Genomic DNA, 14,321 nt, shown 5'->3' with positions numbered 1-14,321 from the left:
TCTGTCACACCGCGCTGAGTCAGTGAATTGTTGCGGGTTGTACAAGTAATGGACTTAACCGCCGTACAGGCCGTAGCGTGCTCCTTCGCGCCGATCGGCGCGGCAGCGGGACCGGCTGCGACACCAGGGCAGGGTGCGGAGAGTGCAGGGGGAAGACGCGGAGCTGACCACCGCGATACTCGCGGCACAGGACGGCGACGAGAACGCGTTCCGTGCCGTGTACCGCGCGGTGCACCCGAGGCTGCTCGGCTACACCCGCACACTCGTGGGCGAGGCCGAGGCCGAGGACGTGACCTCCGAGGCGTGGCTCCAGATAGCGCGGGACATCGAGCGGTTCAGCGGCGACGCGGACCGCTTCCGGGGCTGGGCCGCCACCATCGCGCGCAACCGGGCGCTCGACCACATACGCATGCGGGGCCGGCGCCCCGCCGTCGGCGGCGACGAGACCGAGCTGACCGGCCGCGCCGCCGACTCGGACACGGCGGGCGAGGCGATGGAGTCCCTCGCCACGGGACGTACGATGGCGCTCATCGCACAACTGCCGCAGGACCAGGCCGAGGCCGTGGTGCTGCGGGTGGTGGTCGGGCTCGACGCGAAGAGCGCGGCCGAGACGCTGGGCAAGCGGCCCGGCGCGGTGCGCACGGCCGCCCATCGCGGCCTCAAGAGGCTGGCCGAGCTGCTCGGCTCGGAGAACGGCCCGGATCTCGGTGGTGTGCCGCCGCAACGCAATCGGTCGTGCGGTGTGACGCAATCGGGCGCGCCGACGCAGAAGGACATGTGATGGCCGACGAGCGCCACGAGTGGCTGGACGAGGACGCCGCAGAGCGGCTGCTCCGCGGCGAACCGGTCGTACCCGTCGACGATCACGCGCGCGAGCAGGCCGAACGGCTCTCCGCGGTGCTGCGCGCGATCGAGCACCCGCAGACCGCGCCCGCCCCGGCCGCCCGTGAACTCCCCGGTGAGGCGGCCGCGCTGGCCGCCTTCCGGCAGGCGCGCGCGCAGAGCGCCGCCGCACCCACCGCCGCCGTGGCCGACCACGTCGTCCAGGTCGGCCGCAGCTCGAAGAAGTCCCGCGAGCCCGGGCGGAGCCGCCGCCTGCGGCCCGTCCGCTTCGGCCTGGCCGCGGCCCTGGCCGGGTGCGCGCTCGGCGGGGTGGCCGTGGCCGCCGGTACCGGTGTGCTGCCCGGGCTCGGCACCGCCGACCCCGAGCCCGTCTCGTCGGTGTCGGGCGCCGCGACCCCCGGGCCCATCTCCTCGGACTCGCCCGCGAGTACGGGCCGGTCGCACGCCCCGAAGTCGCCGTCGCCGAGCCGTACGCCCTCGGGCGGGCCCGGCTCGCCGAGCGCCGGCGCGTCCGCCGGTACCGACGGGCACCCGTCGGCCACGCCCGACCCGGCGACCAAGGACGATGTGCCCGCCGCCGACTGGGCCGCCAAGACCGTCGAGGCGTGCCGCGACTACCGCTCGGACCGGCTCGACCAGACGCGTCGGCACTGGCTGGAAAACGCCGCTCAGGGCGCCGCCAATGTGAAGCGGCTGTGCGACCGGGTGATCGACGAGGCGGACAAGGCCGCCAAGAAGGGCTCCGGCGGCAAGGGCGACTCGGGCGGCAAGGGCGACTCCGGTGACTCGGGCGGCAAGGGCGGCTCCGGCGACGACAAGGGGGACGGCCATTGGGCCCCCGGCGGCACGGACGGCGGACGCGGCGGACGTGACGGCTCGGCCCCGAAGCTGCCCACCGTGAGCTGGAGCAGCGCGCCCTCGGCGAACCCGTGGCCGCCCGTCGTTCCGGGCGGCGCGGACGCCTCGCCGAGCCTGCCGACGCAGGCGCCGGTGCTGTCGTCGGCGTACCGGACGAGCGTCACCGCGTCCCCGCAGCAGACCCCGGACACCGCCGCGCGAACGGCCGATCGACGGCTCGACAGCGGCCTCGATCGCTGGGTGTGACACTTTTCGGCCCGGTGGCGCAGTAAGAAGTGAGCCGACTGGTCATCGGCGGCGCACAGAGCCGGGGTTCCCCCCGTACCCACGGCTCGGCGCGAATGGCGCGGGCGGGACACGTTCCCCCGATCCCGCCCGCGCCCTCTCCCGTACGACCGAGCCCCCCACCGGTGATCCGGTGGGGGGCTCGGTCTTGTTCAGGGGTGGCTCCGGCTCACCAGTAGATGACGACCTTGTCGTTGATCTTCACCTGGTCGAAGAGCGCGGCGATCTTCTTCTTGTCGCGCACGTTGACGCAGCCGTGCGAGGCGCCCGCGTAGCCGCGCTTGGCGAAGTCCGACGAGTAGTGCACGGCCTGGCCGCCGCTGAAGAACATCGCGTACGGCATCGGCGTGTGGTAGATCGTCGAGACGTGGTTCTTGCTCTTCAGGAACACCTTGAAGGTGCCCTCGCGGGTCGGCGTGTACTGCGAGCCGAAGCGCACGTCCATGGAGGAGAGGACCTTGCCGTTCACCACCCAGTTGAGGGTGCGGGTGGTCTTGCTGATGCACAGCACGCGGCCGGTCATACAGCGCTTGTCCAGCTTGGTCTTCTGCTTGACGACCGTCGTTCCGGCGAGCTCCTCGCGGGTCGGCCTGGTCGTCATCGCGGACAGCTTCTGCCAGGTCGCGGTGTCCATGGAGCCGGTGGCGGGGAGCTGACGCTTGTCCTGGAAGCCCCTGACGGCGGCGGAGGTGACACTGCCGTACGTTCCGGAGGGCGTGTCGTCGAACCAGCCGACCTGGGCGAGCCGGGCCTGGAGGTCCTTGACCTGGTCGCCCTTGGCGCCGCTGGCCATCAGGACCTTGCCGGGCGTCTTCGCGGCGGTCCTGTCGGTGGACGAGGCCGGGCTCGCGGCGCCGTCGGCCTTGTTGTCGTTGGTGGTGTCGTCGGCCGCGGCCGCAGCGGGCACCGACGCCGCCGGTGTCGTCGGAGCGACCCCCACCGCGGCCTTGTCCGTCCCGGCGCCGCACGCGGCTGTGACCGTCAGCACGGTCGCCGCGGCGAGCGTCCTGGCTATGACAGTGGTGAGATGGATCCGGCGCATCGTCGCCCCCCTTATGAGTCTCTGGTGCACCCAGAGACTCTTACGCGGGCCGAACGGTTGCAGAGAAGCCGCGAGGAAAGCGAGGCGAGCACATGGCGCGCGACGCCGAGGATGCCCGGCGCACCGAGAGCGGGCTGCCCATCGAGGCGGTGTACGGGCCGGACGCCCTGGAGGGCTGGGATCCGTCGGAGCGGCTCGGCGAGCCGGGGGCGTACCCGTTCACGCGGGGTGTGTACCCGACGATGTACACCGGGAGGCCCTGGACGATGCGGCAGTACGCCGGGTTCGGCACGGCGGCCGAGTCCAACGCGCGCTACCGGCAGCTGATCGCCCACGGCACGACCGGCCTCTCCGTCGCCTTCGACCTGCCCACCCAGATGGGCCACGACAGCGACGCGCCGCTCGCGCACGGCGAGGTCGGCAAGGTGGGCGTGGCGATCGACTCGGTCCACGACATGCGGGTGCTCTTCGACGGCATCCCGCTCGACCGGGTCTCCACCTCGATGACGATCAACGCGCCCGCCGCGCTGCTGTTGCTCATGTACCAGCTGGTGGCGGAGGAACAGGGCGTATCGGCGGGGCAGTTGACGGGCACGATCCAGAACGACGTGCTCAAGGAGTACATCGCCCGGGGCACGTACATCTTCCCGCCGAAGCCGTCGCTGCGGCTGACCGCCGACATCTTCCGCTACTGCGGGGCCGAGATCCCGAAGTGGAACACGATCTCGATCTCCGGGTACCACATGGCGGAGGCGGGTGCCTCGCCCGCGCAGGAGATCGCGTTCACGCTGGCGGACGGCATCGAGTACGTACGTACGGCTGTGGCGGCCGGGATGGACGTCGACGACTTCGCCCCGCGGCTGTCGTTCTTCTTCGTCGCGCGGACGACGCTGCTTGAGGAAGTGGCCAAGTTCCGTGCGGCCAGGAGGATTTGGGCGCGGGTGATGCGGGACGAGTTCGGGGCGCGGAACCCGAAGTCGCTGATGCTGCGCTTCCACACGCAGACGGCCGGGGTGCAACTCACCGCGCAGCAGCCCGAGGTGAACCTGGTGCGGGTCGCCGTCCAGGGCCTTGCGGCGGTCCTCGGCGGTACGCAGTCGCTGCACACCAACTCCTTCGACGAGGCCATCGCGCTGCCCACGGACAAGTCCGCGCGGCTCGCCCTGCGTACGCAGCAGGTGCTCGCGTACGAGACGGATGTGACGGCTACCGTCGATCCGTTCGCGGGGTCGTACGCGGTGGAGGCCATGACGGACGATGTGGAGGCGGCCGCGCTCGCGCTCATGGAGCGGGTCGAGGACCTTGGCGGTGCCGTCAGCGCGATTGAACAGGGGTTCCAGAAGGGGGAGATCGAGCGGTCGGCGTATCGGATCGCTCGGGAGACGGATGCGGGTGAGCGGGTGGTGGTCGGGGTGAATCGCTTTCAGCTCGATGCGGAGGAGCCTTATTCGCCCCTGCGCGTCGATCCGGCGATTGAGGACCGTCAGGCTGCTCGCCTGGAGCGGTTGCGGGCCGAGCGTGACGGTCGTTCCGTGGAGGCGGCACTCACCGAGCTGCGGCGGGCCGCGTCGGGCGCCGACAACGTTCTGTATCCGATGAAGTCGGCGCTGGCCGCTCGCGCGACGGTGGGGGAGGTTTGTGGGGCGCTGCGGGAGGTGTGGGGCGCGTATGTGCCGCACGAGGTGTTCTGAGTTGTACGTTGCCTGCGGGCCGGTGGGGGCTTGTCGCGCAGTTCCCCGCGCCCCTTAGGTATTACGGCGTGCCCCGGGCGGAGGGATCGGGCGGCCCGGGGATCAGGCGGAACGCGGGCCGTACACCGTCTCCATCCCCGCGATCAGTACCCTCAGTCCCTCCTCGAAGCGTTCCTCGTACGAGGTGAAGAGGTCCGGGCCCGCCGCTGCTGCCAGGGGGTAGGACGCCAGGCGGTTGGCTCGGTCGGGGACGTCCATGGGGTGGGGGGCCATGCCCTGTTCCTCGGCGACGAAGCCCATCGTGTACGCGTACGCGGTCATCACGGCCCGGGCCGCGTCGCGCAGGGGGAAGCCCGCCGCGGTCATCAGGGCGAGGAACGCCTCCAGGGACTCGGCGTGGTCGGTGCCGGTGAAGCTCGCGCCGCCGTACACCTTCGCGCCGTCCCGGTAGCTCAGGAGCATCTTCCGCAGCTCGGTGTTGGTGGCGACGAGGAGCTGTTGCCAGGTGGCGCCGCGGGCCAGGCCGGGGACGCCGCCTGCCGCGTGCGTCATGCGGCGGTGCATCACCGTCGCCATCTCGTCGAGCAGCTCCTGCTTGTTCTTGAAGTGCCAGTACAGCGCGGGCGCCTGGACCTGGAGCTCCTTGGCGATCGCGCGGAGGGTGAGGCCGTCGAGGCCCACCTCGTTCAGGAGCCGCAGCGCGGTGTCGGCGACCAGCGCGCGGTCGATTCTCGTCGTAGCCACCTTGACAATTTAACACCGTTAAGCGCATCCTCGCGGCATGGAACTTAACAACGTTAAGGAAGCCTTCGGCGGCTCGACCACCGTCGACGTCGACGTACTCATCTGCGGTGCGGGCCCCACCGGTCTTGTGCTCGCCATGGACCTCGCCCGCCGGGGCGTGTCCGCGCTGCTCGTGGAGAAGTCCGACCGGCTCTTCCCCGGTTCGCGCGGCAAGGGACTCCAGCCGCGCACCCAGGAGGTGCTGCACGACTTCGGGATCCTGGACACGGTCCGCGCGGCCGGGCGCGAGTACCCCCGGATGCTCGGCTGGGAGGGCCCGGACGGCACCGTGCGCGGGCGCGAGTGGGACATGATGGAGGTCTCGGAGCCCACCGAGCAGACCCCGTACGCGAACGGCCTGCTCATCGGGCAGGCACACCTCCAGGCGCTGCTGCACGACGAGTTGCGCGCCCTCGGCGGCGAGGTCGTCTTCGACGCCGAGCTGACCGGGCTCGACCAGGACGCCGACGCGGTCACGGCCACGTTCGCGGACGGCCGTGAGGTCCGCGCCCGCTATCTGGTCGCCGCGGACGGCGGCCGGTCCACCGTGCGCCGACTGCTCGGCGTCGCCATGAACGGCGATGCGGTCGACCCCAAGCCGATGCTGGTGGCCGACGTGGTCGTCGCGCCGGACGCGTTCGTCGACGGGGACCACTGGCACGCGTGGACCGGCGCGAGCGGCGGCGCCGTGGTGCTCTGCCCGCTGCCGGGCGCCCCCCGGCTGTTCCAGCTGGTCGCCCAGTACGAGGACGTGGAGGCGGTGCCGGACGCCACCCCCGAAGGCGTACGGAAGCTGATCGCCACCCGTACGCCGGTGACCGCCGACGAGATCACCGAGGTCGTCTGGGCCTCGGAGTTCCGGCCGCGGGCCGCACTGGCCGAGCGGTACCGGGTGGGCCGGGTCTTCCTCGCCGGGGACGCCGCCCATGTGCACTCGCCGGCCGGTGCCCAGGGCCTCAACACCAGTGTCCAGGACGCCTACAACCTCGGCTGGAAGCTCGGCCAGGTGCTGCGGCACGGCGCTCCGGCCGAGCTGCTCGACACCTACGAGCAGGAGCGGCAGCCGGTCGCCGCCGACGTCCTCGGCATGAGCACCCGGCTGCACCGCCAGGCCCTGCTCGGCGGGGACAGCCAGCGCGGCAACGTGGTCAAGCAGCTCGGCATCGGCTACCGGGGCGGCCCGCTCTCCTCGGGCGCGGCCGGAGCCCTGGAGGCCGGCGACCGCGCCCCCGACGGCGTCCTGCCCGAGGGCCGCCTCTTCGACCTGTTCAGCGGCCCCCACTTCACCCTCCTCGCCATCGGCACGGAGCCCCCGGCGGTGCGGAGCGAGCTGGTCCACGTGCATACCCTGAGCGCGTACGAGACGTACGGGCGCGGCCTGTTCCTCGTCCGCCCGGACGGCTACGTCGGCTGGGCCGGGGAGACGGACCGGGGGCTGGGGGAGTACCTGACGCGGTGCGGCGCCGCTAAGTGAGCCGGGCCCGGCGGGCCACCGCTCTGGCCCGCCGGGCCAGCTTCCGTACCGTCGCGTTCCGCGGGATGAACGCCAGCTGCGACGGGATCGCGCCCGGGAGGCCCAGTGTGGTCAGGCGGCGGCGTTTGAAGTAGCGCCAGGTGTGGTCGGTCAGGTGGTGCGAGAGGTATCGCTCCGCCGTGCCGCGCAGGTCCGGGCGGATCTCGGACTGCATCGCGTAGCCGACCGCCGCCACCAGGGCCGCCAGGTCCTTCGGCGGCTCGGGCGCGGGCCCGGTCAGCGGTGGCAGCAGCGCGTCCACCAGCGTCACCGGCACCCGGTTGCTGTTCTGGTACGGCGTGAGCCGGTCGAGCAGCAACTCGGTGCCGGTGCGGGCGGCCGGGATGCCGTAGAACGCCGACGCCGTGAGCAGCGCGGTCGAGAAGCAGCCCACCACCAGCTCGGGGCCGATCCGCTCGTACAGCACCTCGGCCAGCAACGGGCTTTCCAGGATGGTCAGTTCGACGTCGAGCTTCGCCGCCTCGGTGCGCAGCGACCGCGACCACGCGGGCGGGGCCGACGGGTGCGGCTTGAAGACGATCCGGCGGTGGCCCCGCCCGGCCGCCCCCTTCAGCATGCTGATGTGGAGCTCCTCCTCCTCCGCCTCGGTGAGGATCGAGAGTGCGGCGAGGTACTGGCCGAGGAGCAGCGCCGCGCCTTCGGGCACGTCCAACTCGCCGCTATCCACTGCTAGTTCGTTCACCACCTTCGTGAACGCCGCCGTCGGGATCACCTCCGCCGGGGTGTCGAACTCGCCCAGGAGCAGCGGCTCCAGGCCCGGCACCAGGTCGAGGTGGAGCACCCGGCGCACCCGCGAACCCACCAGCGGGTCCAGCTTGTTGCGGGTGGGGCCGTAGCTCATCAGGCCGTCCGCGTACACGTGCAGCGGCGCGTCCGGGAAGAGCTGGGCGACCGCGCCCGCCGGGTTGACCTGGAGGGACTCCACCGCCAGCTCGATCCGGTCGTCGCCGAGGTCCCACTCGCGCCGCAGCTGCCGCTCCCACAGCGGTACGTCGTCGGCGCGCGGCCCCCAGCCGCCCGGGTGCAGCGGGGCGATCGCGGCGTTCCACGACAGCACGCCGTCGAAGCGCTCCCGTAGCAGCTCGAAGCCCGGCATCGTGTCGAGCGAGGGTGAAGTCTCCGGAATCGGCGCGTTGTTGCTGATCAGCAGCAGTCGCCGGTCGGCCGGGGCGAAGCAGTCGCTGTCGATCGCGGCGGCCAGCGTCGCCATCCCGTACAGCGTGGTCGCGAGGAAGATCTGCGTCGTACGCATCAGGCCGCGGCCCCCGCGCTCCGGGCGGCGGTGGCGGACGGCGTCGAGACCGTGCGGCCGCGCAGTCGCCGCAGCCGGGAGGCGCGGCCCGCGTCCATCGCGTTCAGCGCCTCGTTCAGTACGTCCTGCGGCATCCTTTTCAGCGCTCCCGCGCTCATTGTCCGCAGTTTCCGTGCCACGGCGGGTTCGAACCTTTCACTGTTCCCCAGGTGATGGGAAATAATGGCGCAGTACGTCCGTACCGCCTTCGGAAGCAGTTCCGCCGAATTTGGATCTTGGGCGGTGTCCTCGATTACCTGGTCGAATGCCCGGATGAAATCGAGCTGGCGTACGTCTCCGATCTGGGTCAGAGAAGTCGCCACTCCCCGGCGGTAGTAGACGCCGAGCAGACCCACCACCGCGAACGATTCCGCCTCGCGGTGCAGCCGCCAGATCCACGGCCGGTCCTCGGCGGTGCGCAGCCCGTCCGTGAAGTGCAGCAGGCCCCGCTCGACCAGGCGGCGGTGGTAGATCCCCGCCCAGGCGAACGCGTAGTCCACCGAGGTGGAGCGGGTGGTGGGCAGGATCGCGTCGCGCGGGTTCATCACCTCGCCGCGCCGCCCGTGCGGCACCCGCTGCACCGTGCGGTCCTTGCCGGTGCACTGCACGTGGTCGGTGCGCAGGAAGTCGCAGCCCAACTCCTCGATGGTGGCGACCAGTTGGGAGTAGTAGCCGGGCGCCAGCCAGTCGTCGCCGTCGAGGAACGTGACGTACTCGCCGCGCGCCGCGTCGATGCCGGTGTTGCGCGCCGTGGCGAGGCCGCCGTTCTTCTCGTGTCTGAGGACCACCGCCCCCGGCAGCTCGCGCTCGGCGCGGGCGAGCAGTTCGGCCGTCCCGTCCGAGGAGCAGTCGTCGACCAGAAGGAACTCGAAGTCGTCGCGCGCGTTGTCGCGCAGACTTCTCAGGGTGTCGGGGGCATATGTCCGCACATTGTAGAACGGCACTACCACGGAGAGCTTGACCACCCGCGTGACGCTAAGTGCCGCCGCGTCATTCGTACTGGCCGGGCGAGGGACGGTGGGTGAACACTGGGCGGCCGGATTGTTAACCGGTTCGCTTTGCGGGCTCTTTCCCCTTGAGTAGTCGCGCTGTTAACCATCTGTTGCGGTCCAGTTGGGCCATCAATCGGAATGGATTCCTAGCTTCTTCGACGTGCCATCACGTACCCGTCCCGCCGACGCCCCGCTCCGGATCGCCGTTGTCGCGGATTCCGACACCCGGTGGAAATGGGGTGCCCTCACCGCCCGCCGCATAGCCGAGCGCGCACCCGAACTCAGCGGATTCCTGGTGCGCTGCCGGGCCACGCCCACCGCCCGGCAGCTCGCCGAGGTCGGCGAGGTCGGGGTCGACGCGGACGCGCTGCGCGAGGTGACGATGGCCGCGTTCCTGCGGGCGATCGAGCGGGAGCCGTACGACGTGGTGGTCCTCGCGCTCGTCGGTGGCGCGGCCCAGGCGGCGCTGCACGGCCTCGCCCGCCTGTGGCCCGGCCACACACAAAGGCCCGTCCTGGTCACCGGCTATGTGGGCGTCGTCTACGAGAAGCTGGCGGACGGGCTGCTGCTGCGCCACGGCGCCGATGTCGTCCTCGCCAACTCCCGTCATGACGCGGAGCGTTTCCGCGCGGTGTACGAGGGGGTGGGCGCCGAAGCGTCGGCGGTGACCGAGGCCGCGCTGCCGTTCCTGGGCGGCGCGCCCTACCGGCCCGAACCCGGCCGCGAGACCGTGGTGTTCGCCGCGCAGCCGTCGGTGCCGGAGAGCCGCGCCGACCGGCTGTACCTCCTGCGGCGCCTGGTCGGGCACGCCCGCCGCCACCCCGGCCGCGAGGTGCTGCTCAAGCTGCGCTCCAAGCCCGGTGAGCACACCACGCACATCGAGGAGCAGCCGTACCAGAAGCTCGCCCGCTCGATGGAGCTGCCGCCCAACTTCCGTCTGGTGTACGGGAACATGGGCGAGGTCCTGGACCGCACCGACCTCCTGGTCACGGTCTCCTCGACGGCCGCCCTGGAGTCCCTGCACCGCTCGGTGCCGACCGCCGTCCTCACCGATCTGGGCGTCCGCGAAACCCTGGGCAACCACCACTTCGTCGGCTCCGGCTGCCTCGCCTCCTGGGATCAGCTGGACGCCGGACACCGCCCCGCCCCCGCCGCCGACTGGCTCGCCGCGCAGGGAGTGGCCCCGGGGGAGGCGTACGCGACCGCCTTCGACGGCGTACGCGAGCGGATCGCGGAACTCGTGTCACGGCCCCAACTCCCGCCCGTACAGCCCTACTACACGCTCGCCACCGCGCCCGGATACCTCCCGGGCCTCCTCGCCCGCCACCACCTCGCCCCCGACGGCACCCCGCTGCCGGGCGCCGCACCCGAAGCGGAGGCCACCGGCGTACGCCGTCTGGTGCGCGACGCGGTACGGGACGCGGCCCGCGGGGCCTATCGCCACGGCGTCCAGCGCGTGGCCCCGGTCATCCGCCGGATGGGAGAACTGTGACCCCGCCTTACGAGACCCCGCCCGCCGAGCCCGAGGCCGCGGCGACGCAGGCCGCGCCCGGGCGCCGCAAGGTGCTCGCCGTCATCCCCGCCCGGGGCGGCTCCAAGGGCGTCCCCGGCAAGAACCTCGCCCCGGTCGGCGGCATCCCGCTGGTGGTGCGGGCCGTACAGGCCTGTCTCGCCGCGCGGTACGTCACCGACGTCGCCGTCTCCACGGACGACCCGGGCATCGCGGCGGCGGCGGCCTCCGCCGGGGCGCACGTGGTGGTCCGGCCCGCCGCCATCGCGGGGGACACCGCGTCCAGCGAGGCGGCCGTGCTGCACGCGCTCGAAGGCCACGCGGACGCCGAGGTCGTCCTCCTCGTCCAGTGCACCAGCCCGTTCCTCAGCCACGAGGACGTCGAGGGCGTCGCCGAGGCCGTCGTCGTGGACGGCGCCGACACGGCCGTCACCGTCGCCCCCTTCCACGGCTTCGTCTGGCGCGAGTCGGCGGACGAGGGCGGCGGCGAGGGCATGGGCCACGACAAGGCGTACCGCCCGCGCCGCCAGGACCGTCCGCAGGACTTCCTGGAGACCGGCGCCGCGTACGCCATGGACGCGGCCGGGTTCCGCACCCACCGGCACCGCTTCTTCGGCCGCACCGCGCTCGTGCGCACCGACCCCGCGCGGGTCCTGGAGATCGACGACCCGCACGACCTGGCCCGCGCCCGCGCGCTCGCCCCGCTGCTCGACCCGGTCCGCACCCCGTTCCGCGAGGACGTCGACGCGGTCGTCCTGGACTTCGACGGCACCCAGACCGACGACCGGGTCCTCATCGACTCCGAGGGCCGCGAACTCGTCGCCGTGCACCGGGGCGACGGGCTCGGCGTCGCGGCCCTGCGCCGCGCCGGGCTGAAGCTGCTGATCCTGTCCACCGAGCAGAACCCGGTGGTCGCCGCCCGCGCCCGCAAGCTCCAGATCCCCGTACTGCACGGCATCGACCGCAAGGACCTCGCGCTCAAGCAGTGGTGCGAGGAGGCGGGGATCGACCCGGCACGGGTGCTCTACGCGGGCAACGACGTCAACGACCTGCCCTGCTTCTCCCTCGTCGGCTGGCCGGTCGCGGTCGCCGACGCCCATGACTCCGTACGCGCCGCCGCGCGCGCGGTCACCGCCACCCCCGGCGGCGAGGGCGCGATCCGCGAGATCGCCGCCTGGCTCCTCGGACCCGAGCTCCACCACACCCCTCGGCCACACCCCACCCCCTCCCCCGAGCTCCACAACTCCCCCGCCCAGTAAGGAATCACCCTCATGAGCAACCGTCTGCGCACCTTCGGCAGCCGCACCGCCGGACCGGGTCAGCCGGTGTACGTCACCGGTGAGATCGGCATCAACCACAACGGTGACCTGGGCAACGCCCTCGCCCTCATCGACGCCGCCGCCGACGCGGGCTGCGACGCCGTCAAGTTCCAGAAGCGCACGCCGGAGATCTGCACCCCGCGCGACCAGTGGGACATCGAGCGCGACACCCCGTGGGGCCGGATGACCTACATCGACTACCGCCACCGGGTGGAGTTCGGCGAGTCGGAGTACCGCGCCATCGACGAGCACTGCAAGAAGCGCGGCATCGACTGGTTCGCCTCCCCGTGGGACACCGAGGCCGTCGCGTTCCTGGAGAAGTTCGACCTGCCGGCCCACAAGGTCGCCTCCGCCTCGCTCACCGACGACGAGCTGCTGCGCGCCCTGCGCGCCACCGGCCGTACGGTCATCCTCTCGACCGGCATGTCCACCCCGAAGCAGATCCGCCACGCCGTCGAGGTCCTGGGCAGCGACAACATCCTGCTCTGCCACGCCACCTCCACGTACCCGGCGAAGGCCGAGGAGCTCAACCTGCGGGTCATCAACAGCCTGATGGCCGAGTACCCCAACGTGCCCATCGGCTACAGCGGCCACGAGACGGGCCTGCAGACCACGCTGGCCGCGGTCGCCCTCGGCGCCACGTTCGTCGAGCGCCACATCACCCTGGACCGCGCGATGTGGGGCTCGGACCAGGCCGCGTCCGTCGAGCCGGGCGGCCTGCAGCGCCTGGTCCGCGACATCCGCACCATCGAGGCCGCGCTCGGCGACGGCGTCAAGAAGGTGTACGAGTCGGAGCGCGCCCCGATGAAGAAGCTGCGCCGGGTCGCGGGTGTCGTCGCCGAGGCCGAGGCCGCCGAGGCCGACCGCGCGCCGGTCGCGGTCTGAGCCGGGCCGGCCGCCGTGCCTCCTCGGGACACCTCCGCCACGATCGCCTTCGTGGAGAGCCCGGTCCAGCTGCTCAACGTGCTGGAGTGGGCCCATTCGACGCGCCCGCTCCTGAACGGTGTGCCGGCCCAGCGGACCGGACCCGGGGACGCGGCGGCCGTCCACGACGACCTCACCGTCGTCGTCCTGTCGCCCACCGACCCGATGTCGCGCGGCCAGCTGCGCCGGATGGCCGAGCTCGCCCGTGACGAGGGCATGCGGGTGCGCTGGGAGGAGGCGCGCGGCGGGCCGCTGGCGCCGCTGCAGACCATCGCCGGGCTCTCCTCGCTGCTGCGCGGCGCCGAGCGGATCGTCATCGGCGACCCGTTCTCGCGCTATGTGCAGCTGCTGCTGACCGTGGCGCGCTCGCGCGACCTGGTCGTCGTCGACGACGGCACGGCCACCATGGAGTTCGTCTCCCAACTGGCCAGCGGCGAGCGGCTGGTGCGCTGGCACCGGCGCGGCAGCCGGGCCGGGGCGCGCGATCTGCTCTTCGCACCGGTCGCGGCCTCCGCGCGCCGCCGCCTCACCCCGTCGTGCAGCCGTACGGTCGAGGTGTTCAGCGCGATGCCCGTGGAGGCCCCCGAGGCGGTCACGGTCACCCGCAACACCTTCGGCTGGACGCGGTCCCGGTTCGGCCCGCCGCGCATCACCAAGGGCGCCGACATGGTGGGCACCTCGCTGGTGGAGACGGGCGTGGTCGACCCGGAGCGCTATCTGGAGGCGGTCGCGACGCTGGCCCGCACCCACGGCGTGACCCGCTACTTCGCGCACCGCCGCGAGTCCACCGAGAAGCTGCACACCCTGCACGCGCGGACCGGTCTGGAGATCGTACGACCGGACCTGCCGCTCGAACTCATCGCCCGCCGGGGCCCGGTGGGGCGTACCGTCCTGAGCTTTCCGTCCACCGTCGTCCACACCCTGCCGCCCGCGCTCGACGGCACCGGCGTGCGCCTGCTGGTCTGCGACATCGACCCCGCATGGCTCACCGAGAAGGCGTCCCCGCGCGCCCAGGGCTTCCTCGCGGACGTGACCGGCACGGCCCGCGACGCCCACGGCCTGCGCATGGTGGCGGCCCGGCCGCCCGACTGCCTGACCGCCTGAACACCCGTACGGATGAGGCATGGGCGCAGACCTGAGACGGCGCTGAGAGCCCGCTGAGAGGGGGCTGCGACCCGGCTGGCACGGAGCTGAGAACCGGGCGCCGAGTTTACCCAGCCCGCGTGGGCGATATGCGCCGCGCGGCCAG

General features: G+C 72.3%; 12 protein-coding genes. 8 read left to right on the top strand and 4 right to left on the bottom strand.

Features of this window, described 5'->3' with window-relative positions:
* Positions 1–142: 142 nt before the first annotated feature.
* Both BG418_RS25240 and BG418_RS25235 read left to right on the top strand, forming a co-directional pair.
* Positions 143–781 (top strand): RNA polymerase sigma factor, encoded by a 639-nt coding sequence (locus BG418_RS25240; RefSeq protein ID WP_188276261.1) that lies wholly within the window; start codon positions 143–145, stop codon positions 779–781.
* Positions 781–1,947, top strand: coding sequence for a hypothetical protein (locus BG418_RS25235; RefSeq protein ID WP_188276260.1), 1,167 nt, complete (start codon positions 781–783; stop codon positions 1,945–1,947). The genes BG418_RS25240 and BG418_RS25235 overlap by 1 nt, the downstream gene beginning before the upstream one ends.
* A gap of 208 nt (positions 1,948–2,155) precedes the next feature.
* Here BG418_RS25235 and BG418_RS25230 read toward each other — a convergent pair whose 3' ends face one another.
* Positions 2,156–3,028 carry a L,D-transpeptidase family protein gene (locus BG418_RS25230; protein ID WP_188276259.1) on the bottom strand — a complete coding sequence of 291 codons (873 nt, stop codon included), beginning with the start codon at positions 3,026–3,028 and terminating at the stop codon, positions 2,156–2,158.
* A 92-nt stretch (positions 3,029–3,120) separates the two neighbouring features.
* Between BG418_RS25230 and BG418_RS25225 the strand changes: the two genes are divergently transcribed.
* On the top strand, positions 3,121–4,719 hold the full coding sequence (locus tag BG418_RS25225) for a methylmalonyl-CoA mutase (protein WP_188276258.1): 1,599 nt from the start codon (positions 3,121–3,123) through the stop codon (positions 4,717–4,719).
* Between the two features lie 102 nt (positions 4,720–4,821).
* Here the strand turns inward: BG418_RS25225 and BG418_RS25220 are convergent, their stop codons facing one another.
* Positions 4,822–5,463, bottom strand: a complete 642-nt coding sequence (locus BG418_RS25220) for a TetR/AcrR family transcriptional regulator C-terminal domain-containing protein (protein ID WP_188276257.1) — start codon at positions 5,461–5,463, stop codon at positions 4,822–4,824.
* 37 nt (positions 5,464–5,500) lie between these two features.
* Here BG418_RS25220 and BG418_RS25215 point away from each other — a divergent pair, with 37 nt between their 5' ends.
* On the top strand, positions 5,501–6,976 hold the full coding sequence (locus BG418_RS25215) for an FAD-dependent monooxygenase (protein WP_188276256.1): 1,476 nt from the start codon (positions 5,501–5,503) through the stop codon (positions 6,974–6,976).
* Here the strand turns inward: BG418_RS25215 and BG418_RS25210 are convergent.
* Positions 6,969–8,288, bottom strand: coding sequence for a polysialyltransferase family glycosyltransferase (locus BG418_RS25210; protein WP_188276255.1), 1,320 nt, complete (start codon positions 8,286–8,288; stop codon positions 6,969–6,971). The two genes, BG418_RS25215 and BG418_RS25210, sit on opposite strands and share 8 nt — an antisense overlap.
* Entirely contained in the window at positions 8,288–9,292 is a 1,005-nt protein-coding gene (locus tag BG418_RS25205; RefSeq protein WP_188276254.1) for a glycosyltransferase, read from the bottom strand. The genes BG418_RS25210 and BG418_RS25205 overlap by 1 nt, the downstream gene beginning before the upstream one ends.
* A gap of 187 nt (positions 9,293–9,479) precedes the next feature.
* On the opposite strand from BG418_RS25205, the gene BG418_RS25200 reads away from it, so the two are divergent.
* The 4 genes from BG418_RS25200 (at position 9,480) to BG418_RS25185 (ending at position 14,176) form a co-directional block, all read left to right on the top strand.
* On the top strand, positions 9,480–10,811 hold the full coding sequence (locus BG418_RS25200) for a DUF6716 putative glycosyltransferase (protein ID WP_188276253.1): 1,332 nt from the start codon (positions 9,480–9,482) through the stop codon (positions 10,809–10,811).
* A 71-nt stretch (positions 10,812–10,882) separates the two neighbouring features.
* Entirely contained in the window at positions 10,883–12,088 is a 1,206-nt protein-coding gene (locus tag BG418_RS25195) for a cytidylyltransferase domain-containing protein (RefSeq protein ID WP_188276576.1), read from the top strand.
* Between the two features lie 12 nt (positions 12,089–12,100).
* Complete coding sequence (locus BG418_RS25190) at positions 12,101–13,033, top strand: N-acetylneuraminate synthase family protein (RefSeq protein WP_188276252.1); 933 nt, start codon at positions 12,101–12,103, stop codon at positions 13,031–13,033.
* A 51-nt stretch (positions 13,034–13,084) separates the two neighbouring features.
* The gene (locus BG418_RS25185; protein ID WP_317453751.1) at positions 13,085–14,176 is read left to right on the top strand and encodes a hypothetical protein; all 1,092 of its coding nucleotides are present in this window, start codon (positions 13,085–13,087) and stop codon (positions 14,174–14,176) included.
* Positions 14,177–14,321: the final 145 nt, after the last annotated feature.

Source organism: Streptomyces sp. CBMA152, assembly GCF_014596475.1.
Lineage (GTDB): Bacteria > Actinomycetota > Actinomycetes > Streptomycetales > Streptomycetaceae > Streptomyces.
Note: the sequence above shows the minus strand (reverse complement) of the source record. Positions and strands in the feature narration are given on the sequence as shown.